Source organism: Gordonia sp. NPDC003950 (genome assembly GCF_053605205.1).
Map to the genome: position 1 here is coordinate 15,222 of NZ_JBSGIT010000014.1, position 15,219 is coordinate 30,440.

Below are 15,219 nucleotides of genomic sequence, written 5' to 3' on the forward strand. Positions count from 1 at the left end.
CTATCGTGCCCTACCAGGGGCCGCCGTCGCGTGACAAACACCCGGGGAGGATGGCCGGCGATGCACCCGGCCAAACGTCCACTGCCGCCGAGTAATCGAGAACGGCGCGACCGAGGGCGGAATAGTCGGGCAGCACCACGCCTTGGCTACTCATATGAGTGTGCCGCTTTCCATCCTCGATCTCGCCCAGGTGGGCGCCTCCGAAACCGTCGGTGACTCGCTCGCCGCGTCCACCGAGATGGCCATCGGTGCCGAGCAGTGGGGTTACACCCGGATCTGGTACGCCGAGCACCACAACATGGCGAGCATTGCGTCGTCGGCGCCGGCTGTGCTCATCTCGCACATCGCGGCCCGCACCTCGTCGATCCGGCTCGGCTCCGGCGGAGTGATGCTGCCCAACCACTCGCCGTTGACCATCGCCGAGCAGTTCGGAACGCTCGGCGAGCTCTATCCCGGTCGCATCGACCTCGGCCTCGGCCGCGCCCCCGGCGGTGACCAGAAGACCTTCGCGGCACTGCGCCGCGACATCTCCGCGGCCGAGCATTTCCCGTCCGACGTTCTCGAATTGCAGGGCTATCTGACCGGCAACACGCGGGTGGAGGGCGTGCAGGCAACACCCGGTAATGGTACGAACGTACCGCTCTACATCCTGGGTTCCTCGCTTTTCGGCGCGCAGCTCGCCGCCGCGCTCGGCCTGCCCTATGGGTTCGCCTCCCACTTTGCACCGGCGGCCCTCACCCAGGCCGTCCGTATCTACCGCGAACAGTTCCGTCCGTCCGAGCAACTGAGCGAGCCGTATGTGATCGCCGGGGCCTGTGTGATCGCCGACGACGACGCCGAAATCGCCAAAGCCCAGCTACACCAGGCCAAGCGGCAACGCGTTGGTGCCTTGTTCGGCCGCGGCCGCCGCTTCACCGACGAGGAGGCCGACGCCATCCTGTCGATGCCGCAGGGCCGCCAGATCGACGAGATGATGACCTACAGCGGAGTCGGCACGCCCGCCGAGGTGCGTGACTATCTGGACTGGTTCGCCGGACATGCCGACGCCGACGAGGTGATCGTCGCGTCCATCGCGCCGGACCGGGAGATCTGGTTGCGGACGCTGGAGCATCTGGCGCCGGCGCGCGACCGGTCGGTCACGTCGGCCTGACGCGACTCGTCGTGAACGGCCCCCTGACAGAATGACGGGGTGCTGACAGAACTCCCCGGAATCGGAGCCCTCCAACGCGACGACGTGGACGAGTGGTATCGAACCCCTCCGCGGTACGTCGAGATCTTCAGTGCCGACTGCGAATTCACGATCGATGAGTTCTCGGGTGATCAAGCCGACGCCCTCACCGCATGCATCATCGCGTTTTGTGCACTTGATCGGTCGGTCCTGACGTCCGCGGCGCCGGAGCTTTTCGCGTATTACAGCGACGTCGCGAGAACGATCGTTTATGAGGACGGGTTTCCGACCATCACCGAGGACGAGGTGTGGTCCCATGTCACGTTCAACCGGCGCCCGCACGTGGTGTTTCAGAACGAGCACTGGTATGTCATCTGCGAGGATGAATGCGACTGGGAACCCGAACACGGATTGCAGACGGTTTTCACCGATGGCCATACCCTCACCCGGATCAGTTCCTACGACGGACACCCGACTCACCGGTCGGCCTACGGTCGCGGGTACGACGTTCCCGAGGGTGCGGTGTACTGGTCACCGTCGGTGGGCTGAGCCGTTGGGACGGAAGCGATTGCGTCAGCTGTCGACGAGCCGGAAATCGGCGAAGTCGAATCCGGGAACGACGATGCAGCTGACCAGTGACGCCTCATCGCCGGTGCATCGCGCTCGCTGCCAGTGTCGTGGCGGCACCAGTACCTGCGGCCGCTGACCGGCTGCGATGTCGGCACCGACGGCCGTGGTGGTGGGTTCGTCCGGTTCGTCGCCGTCGCCCCCCAGGTCGAGTTCGACCGGCGCGCCACGGTGATAAAGCCACATCTCGGCACCGCGCACCGTGTGCCAGTCGGATTGCTGACCGGGCATCAGCAGGAACAAGATCGCGGTTCCCGCCGCGCGGTCGGCGTCGTAGCCGGGCAGGACCGTGGCAGGCAACATCAGTTCGCTACGCCACGTCTCGGTGAACCAACCACCTTCGGGGTGTGGCGTCAGCCCCAATCCTTGTGCCCAGAGCGGCAATTCGTCGTTCGTCATGGCGTGCGCACCTCCGCGATCACCGTCACCGACCCGGGCGCGATCTCGGTGAAACCCGCATCGCGGACCGCGACCGCGGCGCCGGTCGCATCCACGGCCATCAGTGCCGCCCACCGCGAGGAGTCTGCGGCACACACCGACAGCGGGCAGCCGGCATCACGCCACACCCGGGCCGACGTCTCGTCCATCAACCGCACCGCGAGCATCGACGCATGGCCGACCTGCGCGGCGAGTTTGCCGACGGTCATCTCCAGGTCCGGGTTCACCCACAGGCACACGCCGCCGATGGGTGGTTCGGTCGGTAGCGAGCCCTCCACCTCGGTGCCGCCGATCTGCAGTCGCGAGATCCGCTTGTCGACGTCGCCGACCCGACCGGGTACCAACGCTCTGGCCTCGACGTCGCCGACGGTGGCCGTCACACCCCAGACCTCTTGCGCCGCAGCCCATTGCGCACCGCGCGCCCGTCGGGCGATCTTGCGAATGCGGGCGTCGCACCACGAATCCATCGGCCCTGCCCACGGTCCGTCGCCACCGGCACGATCATCCAGACACAACAGGGCAACCGCTCGGGCAGCTGCCACCAGCAGGTCCGCACGGTCCGGCGGCGCGGCTTTCTCGATCCGCACCACCATCTGCATCGCCAGGACGTCGGCCGGATTCTCCGGATCGTCCGCTCCGCCGACGTAGCGGGTCAGGCGCCGGTAATCGTCCGCGAACGGATCCGACGGCGGTCCCGGATCGGTCACTCGAGCGGAACCCGTCGCAGCACCCCGTCGGCGGCGTCGGCGGCCTCGATCTCGTCGCGGGTGACGCCGAGGATGAACAGCACCGCATCGAGAAACGGATGATTCAGCGCGGCGTCGGCGACCTCGCGCAGCGCCGGCTTCGCGTTGAACGCGATGCCGAGCCCGGCGACACTGAGCATGTCGATGTCGTTGGCGCCGTCGCCGACGGCAATGGTCTGCTCCATCGGCACCCCGACATGGTCGGCGAACGACCGCAGGGCCCGGGCCTTGCCGGGACGGTCGACGATCTCGCCGACGACACGCCCGGTCAGCTTGCCGTCGATCACCTCGAGGGTGTTGGCGCGCACGAAATCGAGTTCCAGTTCGTGTGCGAGCGCGTCGATGACCTGGCGGAATCCGCCGGACACCACACCGCAGTGATAGCCGAGCCGGTGCAGGGTCCGGATGGTGGTGCGGGCACCCGGCGTCAGTTGCAGCGACGCGGCCACCTCGTCGAGCACGGAGGCGTCGAGTCCGGCCAGCGCGGCCACCCGCTGATGCAGCGACTGCGCGAAATCCAACTCGCCGCGCATCGCGGCCTCGGTCACCGCGGCCACCTCGGCCTCACGGCCGGCGTGGGCGGCGAGCATCTCGATGACCTCACCCTGGATGAGGGTGGAGTCGACGTCGAAGACGATGAGACGCTTCGCGCGGCGCGCCAGCCCCCCGCGCTCGACGGCGATGTCGACCGAATGCTTCGTCGCGACGCGGGCCAAACCCTTGCGCAGCGCGGTGTCGGCGGCGACGTCATCGCGCCCGCCGACGCTGATCATCAGTTCCAGCCCGGTCAGCGGATAGTCCGCGACTCCGCGGATGGAGTCGATGTTGCCGCCCTGTCCGGCGAGTTCGGCGGCCACCGCGCTGAATGCGCGTGCGGTGACCGGACTGCCCAGCAACACGACCGCGTGCGTGGACGGCGCGTGTCCGTCCGACGGTGCGTTGATCTCGGCGCTGACGTCCATCCCGATCGATGACATCGCCTGTTCGACGACGTCCTGGACGGCTTCGGGATCGCCGTCGACGGCCACCAGCACACCGAGGGTGAGGCGATCGTGGATCACCACCTGCTCGACGTCGAGCAGCGAGACCTGCTGCCCGGCCAGTGCTCCCATGAGCACCGAGGTGACGCCCGGCTTGTCGGGGCCGGTGACGGTGACCAGAAGGGTCGTCTTCACGACCGCACCCGGACCGGGCGATGCCGATCCGGGTGCGGTTGTGGTGTGTGATTCTTTCGAGTCGACCACCGAGTGATTCCTGGTCAGTCGGCCGAGGACTCGTGGTCGCCGACGGTCAGTGGATCACGCCGCGTGTGCTCGGCGGATTCACTGCTGTGACCCGGTCCGACGTGGGCCTCGGCATGCATTCGCTCGATCATGTGCGGATAATGCAGTTCGAAGGCCGGACGCTCGGAACGGATACGAGGCAGCTCGGTGAAGTTGTGGCGCGGCGGCGGGCAGCTGGTGGCCCACTCCAGGGAGTTGCCGAAGCCCCACGGATCGTCGACGGTCACGACCTCGCCGTAGCGGTAGCTCTTGAAGACGTTCCACAGGAACGGAAGCGTCGAGAGTCCGAGGATGAACGCGCCGGTGGTCGAGATCATGTTCAGCGTGGTGAACCCGTCCGACGGCAGGTAGTCGGCGTAGCGACGCGGCATGCCCTCGTTACCCAGCCAGTGCTGCACCAGGAAGGTGGTGTGGAAACCGATGAAGGTCAGCCAGAAGTGCCACTTGCCCAGGCGCTCGTCGAGCATGCGACCGGTCATCTTGGGGAACCAGAAGTAGACGCCGGCGTAGGTTGCGAACACGATGGTGCCGAAGAGCACGTAGTGGAAGTGGGCGACGACGAAGTAGCTGTCGGACAGGTGGAAGTCCAGCGGCGGGCTGGCGAGCAGAACACCGGTCAGACCACCGAAGAGGAACGTCACGATGAAGCCGACGGAGAACAACATCGGCGTCTCGAACGTCATGTTGCCTTTCCACATCGTGCCTATCCAGTTGAAGAATTTCACACCGGTGGGCACCGCGATCAGGAAGGTCATGAAGGAGAAGAACGGCAGCAGGACGGCGCCGGTGACGTACATGTGGTGAGCCCACACCGCGACCGACAGGGCCGCGATGGCCAGGGTCGCGTAGATCAGGCCGGAGTAGCCAAAGATCGGCTTGCGGGCGAAGACCGGGTAGATCTCGGACACGATGCCGAAGAATGGCAGCGCGATGACGTACACCTCCGGGTGACCGAAGAACCAGAACAGGTGCTGCCAGAGGATCACACCACCGTTGGCCGGGTCGTAGAGATGGGCACCGAACTGACGGTCGACCTCGAGACCGAGCAGGGCCGCGGTCAGCAGCGGGAAGATCAGCAGGATCAGGACCGTGGTCACCAGGATGTTCCAGGTGAAGATCGGCATCCGGAACATCGTCATACCGGGAGCGCGCAGGCAGACCACGGTGGTGACCATGTTGACGCCACCGAGAATGGTTCCCAGACCCGAGACACCGAGACCCATGATCCACAGGTCGGCACCGACGCCCGGCGAGTGGATCGCGTCGGTCAGCGGGGTGTAGGCGGTCCAACCGAAGTCAGCGGCACCACCGGGGGTGATGAATCCGCCGATCGCGACGGTCGAACCGAAGACGAACAGCCAGAAGCCGAAGGCATTGAGTCGCGGGAAGGCGACGTCGGGTGCGCCGATCTGCAGCGGCAGCACGAAGTTCGCGAAGCCGATGACGATCGGGGTCGCATACATCAGCAGCATCACGGTGCCGTGCATTGTGAACAGCTGGTTGAACTGCTCGGTGGAGAGGAACTGCATTCCTGGATGAGCGAGCTCGGCGCGCATCAGCAACGCCATCAGGCCGCCGATCAGGAAGAACGCGAAGCACGCGACGATGTACATCATGCCGATCAACTTGTGATCGGTCGTGGTAATCAGCTTGTAGATGAACGAACCCTTGGGCTGATAGCGCTCCGGGTACGGACGTACTGGGGCCACTTGCGTGGTGGGCTGGTCTACCGCGGTCACAGATCCTCCTCTTGCCCGACCGGTCGGGATGCGATTTCCGCCGGTCGGCACATGAACAAACCGAGCGCTGGTTACCGATCCTAAACCCTTGCACCCACCCTGGCCGAGTGGGTCCTACGATCCGTCGTACTTGATTTTCCAGCGGCACCATCGGGGCAGGTCAACCGGCATGCGACGGACGACGCGCCGCCCCACCGGAGACCATTTCGGATCGCGGCCCACCGCCACGGTTGCGACGTCGACGGAACCGCATGGCTGCCCTGCTAGGTTGAGCGGGTGCAGCGTGGCGGTGACTACCGGAGCGGATGGCGTGCGGGTACCTCCCGACGCCGCGGTTTGACGGCGATATCGGCGATCGCCGTGACGGCCATCCTGGCCCTCGGCGGATGCTCCGAAGATCAGTCGACGCTGATGACGCCGGACGGCAAGACCATCTCCACCTCGACGACCCGCATCGCCGAGGTCAACGTGGTCTCCGCCGACCGCGACTACGCCCGGACATGCCTGGCCCCGACGGTCGCCGACAACCCGCAGGCCGACGTCTCGCGCATCGTGGTCACCGATCCGGCCCTGCTCGACGACATCTGCGCCCTCGGGCTCGGCCCGAAGGTGACCGCAGTGACCGCGGCGCCGGGCAGCGTGCCCGAGTATCTCGGCCCCCAACTGACGTCGGTGCCCACCATCGGTGCCGAACCCGATGCGGCGGCGGTGCAGACCGCGGCACCCGACATCGTCCTGACCACGCCTGCGACCGCGACGTCCGCCGGCGCCTTCGGCACGGCGAAAACGGTCACGATCGACACCGACGACGACTGGCAGCAACGCTTCACCGCGGTCGCCGCCGCGCTGGGCCGCTCTGGCGAGGGCACTCGCCTGCAGCAGGAGTTCGACACCGAGGCACAGAAGACCGGCCGTCGGATGGATGCCGCCCACAATCAGGTGTCCCTGGTGCGGTTCACCAAGGATGCGGAGATCCTGGCCGGCACCGACAGCTTCGCGGGACAGATCCTGACCCAGATCGGCGTCCAGCGCCCCGCCGCGCAACGCGGGCCGGAGAACGTCACCGTCACCGATCAGAACTTCACCGACGCCGACGCCGACCTCATCTACGTGTCCTTCGAGGGTGAGGACGGCCAGGCGCACGGCGAGGAGGTCCTGCTCTCGGATCGCTGGCTCGACATGGGGGCACCGACGTGGAAGCGGGTGCTGTCGGTGAACGACGAGATCTGGTACGGCGGTGGCGGATTGGCCTCAGCGTGGTTAGTGCTCAACGACGTCAAGGAATCTCTCAATGCCAACTCCTGATCTCAGCGTGGCGGCCCGGACCCTGGCCGCCCTGCACCGGCCCGGCGATCCCGTCGTGCTGCCGACGGTCTGGGATGCGTGGTCGGCGCGGCTGGCCGTCGACGCCGGGTTCACCGCGCTGACGTTGGGCAGTCATCCGGTTGCCGACTCCATCGGTCGCGCCGACAACGAGGGAATGACCTTCGCCGAGTTGTGCACCCGGGTCGCGCAGGTATCCGAGGCGGTCGACGTCCCCCTGTCGGTCGACATCGAATCCGGGTACGGCGAACCGGCGGGCACCCTCATCGACCGTCTCCTCGACGCCGGAGCCGTCGGTCTCAATATCGAGGACACCGTGCACTCCGAGGGTGGCCGACTCCGCGAGCCGGCCGAACACGCCGATGTCGTCGCCGCGTTGCGCGAAGCCGCGGATGCCGCGGGCGTGCCGGTGGTGATCAACGCCCGGACCGATCTGCTGTTGCGGAAGGTCGGGGATGACGCCGACCGCGTCGACCGTGCGATCGCGCGACTCAGCCTGTGTGCCGATGCCGGTGCGACGTGCCTGTATCCGGTCGGTCGGCATTCCGACGAGGTACATCGCCGACTGACCTCGGAGTTACCTCTACCGGTCAATGCCATCGGCTTGCCCGCCGATGATTCGCGGACACATTTCGCGGATCTCGGTGTCGGGCGAATCAGCTTCGGCCCGTTCTGGCAGGCCGATCTCGCTGCCCGCTCCTCGGAGTTGCTCGCGCGCTGGCAGTGAGCACCTGGCCGCCGGCCCGCGCCGGTCGAGCCCGACGCGGCGCAGCCGAGGAAGATTTCGAGACCTCCGCCGGCCGACAACCCACCCCGCACCCCCACTCTGCATCCGCACCGGGAACTCACCGTCATATGCGCATGCGACCACCTTTCGCCACTGATGAGCACAACGGTCGCCACGAGGTCAATCGCAGCGCACCGTGGACACATGACTGTCACCGATGAATACCTGGCCAACAACGCGGCCTACGCCGCCACCTTCTCCGGCCCACTCCCCCTGCCCCCGAGCCGCCATGTCGCGGTCGTCGCCTGCATGGACGCACGGCTCGACGTCTACCGCATCCTCGGCCTCAAGGACGGCGAGGCCCACGTCATCCGCAATGCCGGCGGCGTGGTCACCGACGACGAGATCCGGTCACTGGCCATCAGTCAGCGTCTGCTCGGTACCACCGAGATCATTCTGATCCACCACACCGACTGCGGCATGCTGACCTTCACCGATGACGACTTCAAGCGGGAGATCCAGAACGAGATCGGGCAGAAGCCGGAGTGGGCGGCCGAGGCGTTCCCCGACGTCGGCGAGGATGTACGTCAGTCGCTCACGCGGATTCGCAACAGCCCGTTCATCACCAAGACCAGCTCGCTGCGCGGCTTCGTGTTCGACGTTGCCACCGGCAGGCTCAACGAGGTCATCGACTGACCGCTCACAGTGCCGCCGCGGGCGCAGGTATTGCTTCAGGTCTCGATCGCGGTGATATACACGGTGCGCGGTTCACGCGTCGGGTCCCAGGTGGCGACGAGGTAGTCACCATTGACGGCCTCCCGCCTCAGTGTGACCAGATTCGGGCTCGGGGGTGGTCGGTGTGGCCCGGCATCAGAGGGTAGGCGTGTGGAGTCGGTCGGTATCGGAGCCGATAGCCCCGATCGACGCAACAACTCGCGCGAGCGGTCTCTGGATGGCGTAACAATCACCAGACTCGCGCTCGAATCCGGGAACGAGGACGCCACTTCGCCATAGTCGACCCGGTCTCCGTCGACGAGCACCAGACCCATTCGTTCGGCCATGTCCTGCGCACCCGACGCCGATTCGTAGGTGTGCACTCCGGTCATCCCCTCGTCGAACCATCGCAGGGCTGCCCAACCGAGAGCCGTCAGTGCACCCACCGAACACACGACCACGACGACCCCGATGACGATCGGACGACACGACGGGAATCGGGCCCGCTCATCTCGGCCACCACGTTCACGACGCGTCGGCGATGCGTCGTCTGCACTCACGGCCACCCGGGCGCCGACGGGACGGTCCCGTCGGCGACGGCGGCAGCAAGTTGGGCGTGGTCACGTTCGGTCTGATCGGCATAGGCGTGCGCGAACCGAACCACCGATTCCTCCACCTTGTCCGACTTGCCGAGATAGTCGGCGATGGCCACGGCATCGCCGCTGCGTGCATGAGCGCGGGCCAGGACATGCCCACACGCGGCGGCGAACTGCGACAGGGTGTTGGCGACGGTCGGGCCGTCGGGGATGACCTTGCCATCACGGAACTGTCGGACGTAGAAGTCCCAGTCCCCGATGGTTGTCCAGCCCAGGAATATGTCGGATGCGCTCTGGATCAGGCGCTGGCCGTTGACAACTCGCTGGCCGTGGTTCGGGTAGGTGCTTGGCGTGAGGAATTGTTCGTAGACCGAGGGCGCGGCCTGCTTGATCTGAAAGAACAGCGGGTCGGCGGTGCCGTGCTCCTCGACGAGGTTGAGGAACACTCGCATCCCGACGCTTCCGACGCCGACCACCTGCTGGACCACGTCGACGAGGTCGAACCGACGCAGCAACGACGCGACATTCTCCGGGACCGACCGGTAGTAGCTGACGATCACGTCGTTGAGGACCTCGGCGTACTGCGCCAGCGCGTGCACCCGGTACGGCGGCTCCTCGATGATGGCGCGTCGCCCGTCGATCATGTGGGTGAGCTTCTTGCTCGCCCCTCGACTCGTACGTTTTTGGGCTCGCTTCTCCAGATAGGAGTCCAGCCGCGCGCCGTCGGCAGGTGAGGCGAGACAGGTGATCAGTTCGTCGACGGAGATCTTCTCCGCCCATACGTCGAGGATCGGCCACGTCGCGTAGGTCCGAGTCCACGAACGGTATCCGCTGAATCCGGCCCGCACCGCCGCATCCGCGTCGGTCGCCGACACCGAGTTCTCCCGCGCCAGCACCACCAGACTCGCCAAAAACCGCAACAGATCCCACTCGAATGGCCCCGGCAACGTCTCGTCGAAGTCGCGCAGGTCAAACGCGAGGGTGCGCTCCGGGGTGTTCCACAACCCGAAATTGAGTACGTGCGCGTCACCGCACATCTGCACCGTGATGCCGGTGTTGGGCCGCGACGCCAGATCCGCGGCCATCACCGCAGCCGCGCCTCGGTAGTAGGTCCACGGCGAGGCAGCCATTCAACCGTGCCGGATCGGCAGCAGCCGCTGATCACGAATCGCATTCTGTGCGAGGATGGTCTGCAGGGCATCGTGGCCGCGGCGCTCGGGATCCCAGTCGCCCAATGCGGTACGCGAAATGATCTTGCGGCGGCTCGGCCGACACCCCGCGTGGAGTACACGGTGGGACCCGCCGCCAACACAGCGGACTGCGACACCGACTGTCCATCGAGGGTCGGCGAGGCCATCACCGAGGCGTCCAGCCCGTCCGGGTCGGATGGCTCCGGGTCTGATGATTGCGGGTCTGATGATTGCGGGTCTGATGATTGCGCCGCGTAGTCCGGATCGGGGCGGTCCGGATCGGTGCGGTCACCGCCCACGACATCGTCGTCGTTGCGATCGGGATCTACCGCCGTCGTGTCGCGTGTCATCAGACAAGTCTCACCCATCGACGACGATCACGATGGTGAGTTCGCCTCGATCTCCAATCGTGTCGGTGTCCCCGACTATTCTGGACCCCATGGCGACAATTCCCCAGGGCTATGAGGACCTGCTCGAGCGTCCGATCATCGGGGTGCTGGCAACCGTCAGCCCCGACGGCATTCCCAATGCCACCCCGATGTGGTTCGCCTGGCAGGACGGCGAACTGCGTTTCACCCACACCAGGGCACGGAAGAAGATCGCCAATCTGACGGCCAATCCGAACTATTCGTTTGTCCTCACCGATCCCGACAATCCCTACCGGTACCTCGAGGTGCGGGGGACGCTCGAGTCGGTGACCGACGATCCGACGGGCGCGTTCTATGTCACCTTGGGCAAGCGCTACGGCAACGCCGACCAGGCGCCACCCCCGGATGCCGCCGATCGTGTCATCCTGGCGCTGAGGGCCACCTATTTCGGAAAGAAGTAGCGCCGCGGCCGCACCATCGACCGACACGCCCCCCGCCGTCGCCCTCGGACTGCACGCACTCTGGCGACCGGGTGTCGGCCTGTCGGTCTGGGACGAGACCGACGATTCTGGGTCCGACTATCCGGAACCGTTGCGATCGTTGTTGTCCGGCAAACGCTTTCGCCGTCAGGTCGGAGTGATCGACGAGGCGGGTCGGCGTCGGTTCGTCGCGACGATGACGCTCGGAGCGGCATCGGCGTCGTCGTTTCTGGATGCCACCCGCTCAGTGCCGGTTGCCGGCGACATCGCGTGGTACCGCCACCTTCTCGACGGCGTTCGCCGCTTCGTCGGAGCCCGCGCCGTGGCACCCACTCTCGTCGAGGTGGCCGGCGAGTCGGTATTCGTCTGGCGGCCGTTGGCGACACCGCAGTGGCGTGCCTGGTCCGCGGTGATCAGTGGCGGCGCCCCCGCGGCCGTGCTGGACAACGGCGGCAGCGACGCGCTGATGGACTTCGCCGCCGAACTCGTCGATCACGAATGCCGAGCCCGGATCCTCGCATCGGCACCACGACTCGGGCCGGCCGGTCCGGCCACACCGCTCATCGCGTCTTTGGTCGGTGGCGCTCTCCCGGCGGCCGCCACCCGCCCGTCCGCGGTGTCGGCGTGGACACAGTGGACCGGGAGTGCCCCGGCGCGCGACTCGACACTGATCTTCCGCTTGCACGAGCCTGACGATCCGGATCACCCGCAGGACCTCGACGACGAACTCTTCGCTGCCCGTAGCGTTCCCGACGACCCTCAACGACTCCGATGGCGTCTGCAGGTCTGCCGACGCTCCGATGACGGCCACGTCGGTCCGGTCGTCCCCCATCGCTTGCGCGCCGACGAACTCGACGAGGTCACCACCGAACTGGCCACCGCGGTGCGCGCCTTCCCCGAACTGGGCCGCGCCGAGCCCGATCGCACCTCGCTCGACTTCCTGCTCACCGCTGACCTCGCCGAGGCGCTGTTCGCCACGGGCGCACAGGCATTGGGAGAGGCAGGGCTTGCGGTTCTACTGCCCCGCACCATCGCCGAGGTACGGCCGACCCTCGGGGTACGCGCCACCCCGGTGACCGGCGGTGGAGCACCGGCACGCATGGTGGGATTGCGGGAGATCCGGGAGTTCGAGTGGCGGCTGGCGCTGGGCGACGGACCGGACGCGATCACGCTCAGCGAGAGCGACCTCGACGAATTATCCCGCCAGAAAGGCGATCTCGTGCGCATCCGCGGCGTGTGGGTGCGGGCCGAGGGAGCTGCCCTGAGCCGCGCGGCCGCCTTCATCGCGGCGCAACGTGCACTGACCGTCGCCGGGCACGCTCCCGACATGGGTGAGTTGCTGGGAATGATCGCACACGACACCAGCCAGGTGCCGGTACCGGTGACGTCGGTGCAGGGACTGACCTGGCTCGACTCGATCGCCGAGGCCGGTGTCCTCCGTCCTACTTCGGTGGAAACGCCGCCGTCACTGCACGCCGACCTGCGGCCGTATCAGCATCGCGGCCTGGAGTGGCTGGCGTACCTCGCCGACCAGGGCATCGGCGCTGTCCTCGCCGACGACATGGGCTTGGGCAAGACACTGCAGATCATCGCGTTGCTGTGTCACGAGTACGGCGCCGACGACCGCCAGACTGACGAGAGCGACTGGGCACCAACACTCGTCGTGTGTCCGATGTCGGTGGTCGGCAACTGGGACCGCGAGTTCGCGAGGTTCGCTCCGGGATTGCGGGTGACCGTCCATCACGGCACCGGGCGGCACAAGGGCGCCGCGTTCACCGCGGCCTACTCCGGGATCGACGTCGTGCTGACCACCTTTTCCATCGCGGCCCGCGATCGTGATCTGCTGTCGTCACATCGGTGGCGGCACGTCATCGTCGACGAGGCGCAGCACGTCAAGAATGTCCGGACCGCGGCCGCCCGCGCACTGCGCGCGATCCCCACCGACCACCGGATCGCCTTGACCGGGACCCCGGTGGAGAACCGTCTCGAGGATCTGCGAGCGGTGATCGACCTCGTCAATCCGGGGCTCTTGGGTTCCGCGTCGACGTTCCGGAATCGCTTTGCCGAACCGATTGAACGCGACCGTGATCCGGCCACCGTCCGGCGACTGGCGACCCTCACCCGTCCGTTCATCCTGCGACGGGAGAAGACCGACCCCGCCGTCATCTCCGATCTGCCCGAGAAGAACGAACTCACGGTGCGGGCCAACCTCACCGTCGAACAGGCCGCGTTATACCGCGCGGTGATCGACGATCTGATGGCCGCCCTGGCCGATAAGCAGCAACGCGCACTGCGGCGCCGTACCGTGCTCGCTGCGCTGACCCGGCTCAAACAGATCTGCAATCATCCTGCGCACTATCTCGGTGACGGATCGGCGGTGATGCGACGTGGCCATCACCGGTCGGGCAAGCTCGAACTGCTCGAGGACATCGTCACGACCCTTGTCGCCGAAGGTGATCAGGCGCTGTTGTTCACCCAGTTCGCCGTGTTCGGCGAGTTGGTGTCGTCGTGGCTGACCGAGGTCCTGGGCACCGCGATCCCGTTGCTGCACGGTGGTCTCGCACGCGCCGAACGCGACCTTTTGGTCGAACGCTTTCAGCATGGCGACGGCGCCGCCCGCCCACCGATCCTGGTGGCGACCCTCAAGGCGGGCGGCACCGGACTCAACCTGACGGCCGCCAATCATGTAGTGCACGTGGATCGTTGGTGGAATCCGGCCGTCGAGGACCAGGCCACCGATCGCGCGTACCGGATCGGGCAGACGCAGCGCGTCCACGTTCGGCGTTTTGTCTGCGTCGGAACTCTCGAGGAGCGGGTCGACGATCTCATCGCCAAGAAGCGTGAATTGTCCCGGTTGACGGTGTCGACCGGGGAGAACTGGATGGGCGACCTCGGCGACGACGACCTCTTCGAACTGTTCCGGCTCCGCGACGAGGCCGTGAGCGAATGAGCGTCCGCCGCGGCACCACCCCGGTACGGGGCTATGCCCTGACCCCGTGGTCTCGGGCACTCGTCGACGTCGTCGAGGGGCGACCAGGTGGTCAGGCGACCTCAGAGATCGTCGAGAATCGCAAGATCACCAAGGCGCGCAGCTACTTTCGAGACCGACATGCACATCGGGTGGCCATCGGCGAGGGGGTGGTCACCGCAGCGGTCGAAGGAAGTCAGCTCGAACCCTTCGAGGTCGTTCTCGCGATCCGCACGGTCGACGCCGGCACCGTCGCCGGTCTGTTGCGTGCAGCCGACGGCGTCACCGAGGTGATGTCGCTGGCTCGAGGTGAGCAACCAGCCACCCTCGGAGAGTTGTTGCTGCCCACCGAAAGCGCCGACATCGTCGGCGACTGTACCTGCCCGGACGGGTCGGGCCGCTGCATCCACGTCCTGACGGTGACCTACGAGATCGCCGCAGAGATCGACCGCACGCCGCTGACGCTCCTCACCCTAATGGGGACGTCACTGCCCGAACTGCTCTCGGCCATCGAAGAATTATCGGGAGAGTCGGCCGGTCGCCACGTCGGCGAGGTCACAGCACCCGAATCCCGTTCGGCACCACCGACGGTCGACTTCTACGGCACCGGGGCCACCGCTCCCCCGCTGCCGTCCCCGCCGCAGATGAATCCGATGACCGACCTCGACACCGCGGCGTTGCGGGCAGCCCTACGGGCATCCGGGGTGGCACCGGGGGACATCGCCGAGGCCGTCGACGAACTCGGGGACCTGTATGACCGGCTCGTCGACGACTAGCAGCGCCCCCCTTCCAAAAACACGATCGCCTACCAGAAGCACGGCGAGCATTCCGTGCATTCGGTAGGCGACCGTGT

At 66.6% G+C, this 15,219-nt stretch carries 14 protein-coding genes; 8 read left to right on the forward strand and 6 right to left on the reverse strand.

Annotated elements, in window-relative coordinates:
• The first annotated feature begins 154 nt into the window (after positions 1-154).
• On the forward strand, positions 155-1,150 hold the full coding sequence (locus ACWETB_RS13775) for an LLM class flavin-dependent oxidoreductase (RefSeq protein ID WP_452211668.1): 996 nt from the start codon (positions 155-157) through the stop codon (positions 1,148-1,150).
• A gap of 39 nt (positions 1,151-1,189) precedes the next feature.
• Positions 1,190-1,717, forward strand: coding sequence for a DUF6985 domain-containing protein (locus tag ACWETB_RS13780; protein ID WP_452211670.1), 528 nt, complete (start codon positions 1,190-1,192; stop codon positions 1,715-1,717).
• A gap of 24 nt (positions 1,718-1,741) precedes the next feature.
• Here the strand turns inward: ACWETB_RS13780 and ACWETB_RS13785 are convergent, their stop codons facing one another.
• The 4 genes from ACWETB_RS13785 to ctaD form a co-directional block, all read right to left on the reverse strand.
• Positions 1,742-2,194, reverse strand: coding sequence for a cupin domain-containing protein (locus tag ACWETB_RS13785; protein WP_452211672.1), 453 nt, complete (start codon positions 2,192-2,194; stop codon positions 1,742-1,744).
• On the reverse strand, positions 2,191-2,940 hold the full coding sequence (locus ACWETB_RS13790) for an aminoacyl-tRNA hydrolase (protein ID WP_452211674.1): 750 nt from the start codon (positions 2,938-2,940) through the stop codon (positions 2,191-2,193). The genes ACWETB_RS13785 and ACWETB_RS13790 overlap by 4 nt, the downstream gene beginning before the upstream one ends.
• Complete coding sequence (gene serB, locus ACWETB_RS13795; protein ID WP_452211675.1) at positions 2,937-4,154, reverse strand: phosphoserine phosphatase SerB; 1,218 nt, start codon at positions 4,152-4,154, stop codon at positions 2,937-2,939. Before serB ends, ACWETB_RS13790 begins: the two co-directional genes overlap by 4 nt.
• A gap of 83 nt (positions 4,155-4,237) precedes the next feature.
• On the reverse strand, positions 4,238-6,001 hold the full coding sequence (ctaD, locus tag ACWETB_RS13800; protein WP_449743053.1) for an aa3-type cytochrome oxidase subunit I: 1,764 nt from the start codon (positions 5,999-6,001) through the stop codon (positions 4,238-4,240).
• Positions 6,002-6,277: 276 nt separating this feature from the next.
• On the opposite strand from ctaD, the gene ACWETB_RS13805 reads away from it, so the two are divergent.
• The 3 genes from ACWETB_RS13805 (at position 6,278) to ACWETB_RS13815 (ending at position 8,747) form a co-directional block, all read left to right on the forward strand.
• Positions 6,278-7,306, forward strand: a complete 1,029-nt coding sequence (locus ACWETB_RS13805) for an ABC transporter substrate-binding protein (protein ID WP_449743054.1) — start codon at positions 6,278-6,280, stop codon at positions 7,304-7,306.
• Positions 7,293-8,051: an isocitrate lyase/PEP mutase family protein gene (locus ACWETB_RS13810; protein ID WP_452211678.1), complete on the forward strand. Its 759-nt coding sequence runs from the start codon at positions 7,293-7,295 to the stop codon at positions 8,049-8,051. The genes ACWETB_RS13805 and ACWETB_RS13810 overlap by 14 nt, the downstream gene beginning before the upstream one ends.
• Before the next feature lie 204 nt (positions 8,052-8,255).
• Positions 8,256-8,747: a beta-class carbonic anhydrase gene (locus tag ACWETB_RS13815; RefSeq protein WP_452211680.1), complete on the forward strand. Its 492-nt coding sequence runs from the start codon at positions 8,256-8,258 to the stop codon at positions 8,745-8,747.
• Between the two features lie 35 nt (positions 8,748-8,782).
• On the opposite strand, the gene ACWETB_RS13820 is transcribed toward ACWETB_RS13815, so the two are convergent.
• Positions 8,783-9,325 (reverse strand): hypothetical protein, encoded by a 543-nt coding sequence (locus tag ACWETB_RS13820; RefSeq protein WP_452211682.1) that lies wholly within the window; start codon positions 9,323-9,325, stop codon positions 8,783-8,785.
• Entirely contained in the window at positions 9,322-10,491 is a 1,170-nt protein-coding gene (locus ACWETB_RS13825; protein WP_452211684.1) for a DUF2252 domain-containing protein, read from the reverse strand. Before ACWETB_RS13825 ends, ACWETB_RS13820 begins: the two co-directional genes overlap by 4 nt.
• A 499-nt stretch (positions 10,492-10,990) precedes the next feature.
• On the opposite strand from ACWETB_RS13825, the gene ACWETB_RS13830 reads away from it, so the two are divergent.
• Genes ACWETB_RS13830 through ACWETB_RS13840 form a run of 3 tightly spaced genes read left to right on the forward strand, consistent with a single transcriptional unit; the run spans position 10,991 to position 15,142 of the window.
• On the forward strand, positions 10,991-11,380 hold the full coding sequence (locus ACWETB_RS13830; protein WP_452211686.1) for a PPOX class F420-dependent oxidoreductase: 390 nt from the start codon (positions 10,991-10,993) through the stop codon (positions 11,378-11,380).
• Positions 11,364-14,348, forward strand: coding sequence for a DEAD/DEAH box helicase (locus tag ACWETB_RS13835; protein ID WP_452211823.1), 2,985 nt, complete (start codon positions 11,364-11,366; stop codon positions 14,346-14,348). The genes ACWETB_RS13830 and ACWETB_RS13835 overlap by 17 nt, the downstream gene beginning before the upstream one ends.
• Complete coding sequence (locus ACWETB_RS13840) at positions 14,345-15,142, forward strand: hypothetical protein (RefSeq protein WP_452211688.1); 798 nt, start codon at positions 14,345-14,347, stop codon at positions 15,140-15,142. The genes ACWETB_RS13835 and ACWETB_RS13840 overlap by 4 nt, the downstream gene beginning before the upstream one ends.
• The last annotated feature ends 77 nt before the right edge of the window (positions 15,143-15,219 follow it).

What these genes read in the sequence shown, in the direction of transcription:
- ACWETB_RS13775 (WP_452211668.1), top strand. Translation starts at nt 155, where the DNA reads ATGAGTGTGCCGCTTTCCATCCTCGATCTCGCCCAGGTGGGCGCCTCC.
- ACWETB_RS13785 (WP_452211672.1), bottom strand. Translation starts at nt 2,194, where the DNA reads ATGACGAACGACGAATTGCCGCTCTGGGCACAAGGATTGGGGCTGACG.
- ACWETB_RS13810 (WP_452211678.1), top strand. Translation starts at nt 7,293, where the DNA reads ATGCCAACTCCTGATCTCAGCGTGGCGGCCCGGACCCTGGCCGCCCTG.
- ACWETB_RS13815 (WP_452211680.1), top strand. Translation starts at nt 8,256, where the DNA reads ATGACTGTCACCGATGAATACCTGGCCAACAACGCGGCCTACGCCGCC.
- ACWETB_RS13825 (WP_452211684.1), bottom strand. Translation starts at nt 10,491, where the DNA reads ATGGCTGCCTCGCCGTGGACCTACTACCGAGGCGCGGCTGCGGTGATG.
- ACWETB_RS13830 (WP_452211686.1), top strand. Translation starts at nt 10,991, where the DNA reads ATGGCGACAATTCCCCAGGGCTATGAGGACCTGCTCGAGCGTCCGATC.
- ACWETB_RS13840 (WP_452211688.1), top strand. Translation starts at nt 14,345, where the DNA reads ATGAGCGTCCGCCGCGGCACCACCCCGGTACGGGGCTATGCCCTGACC.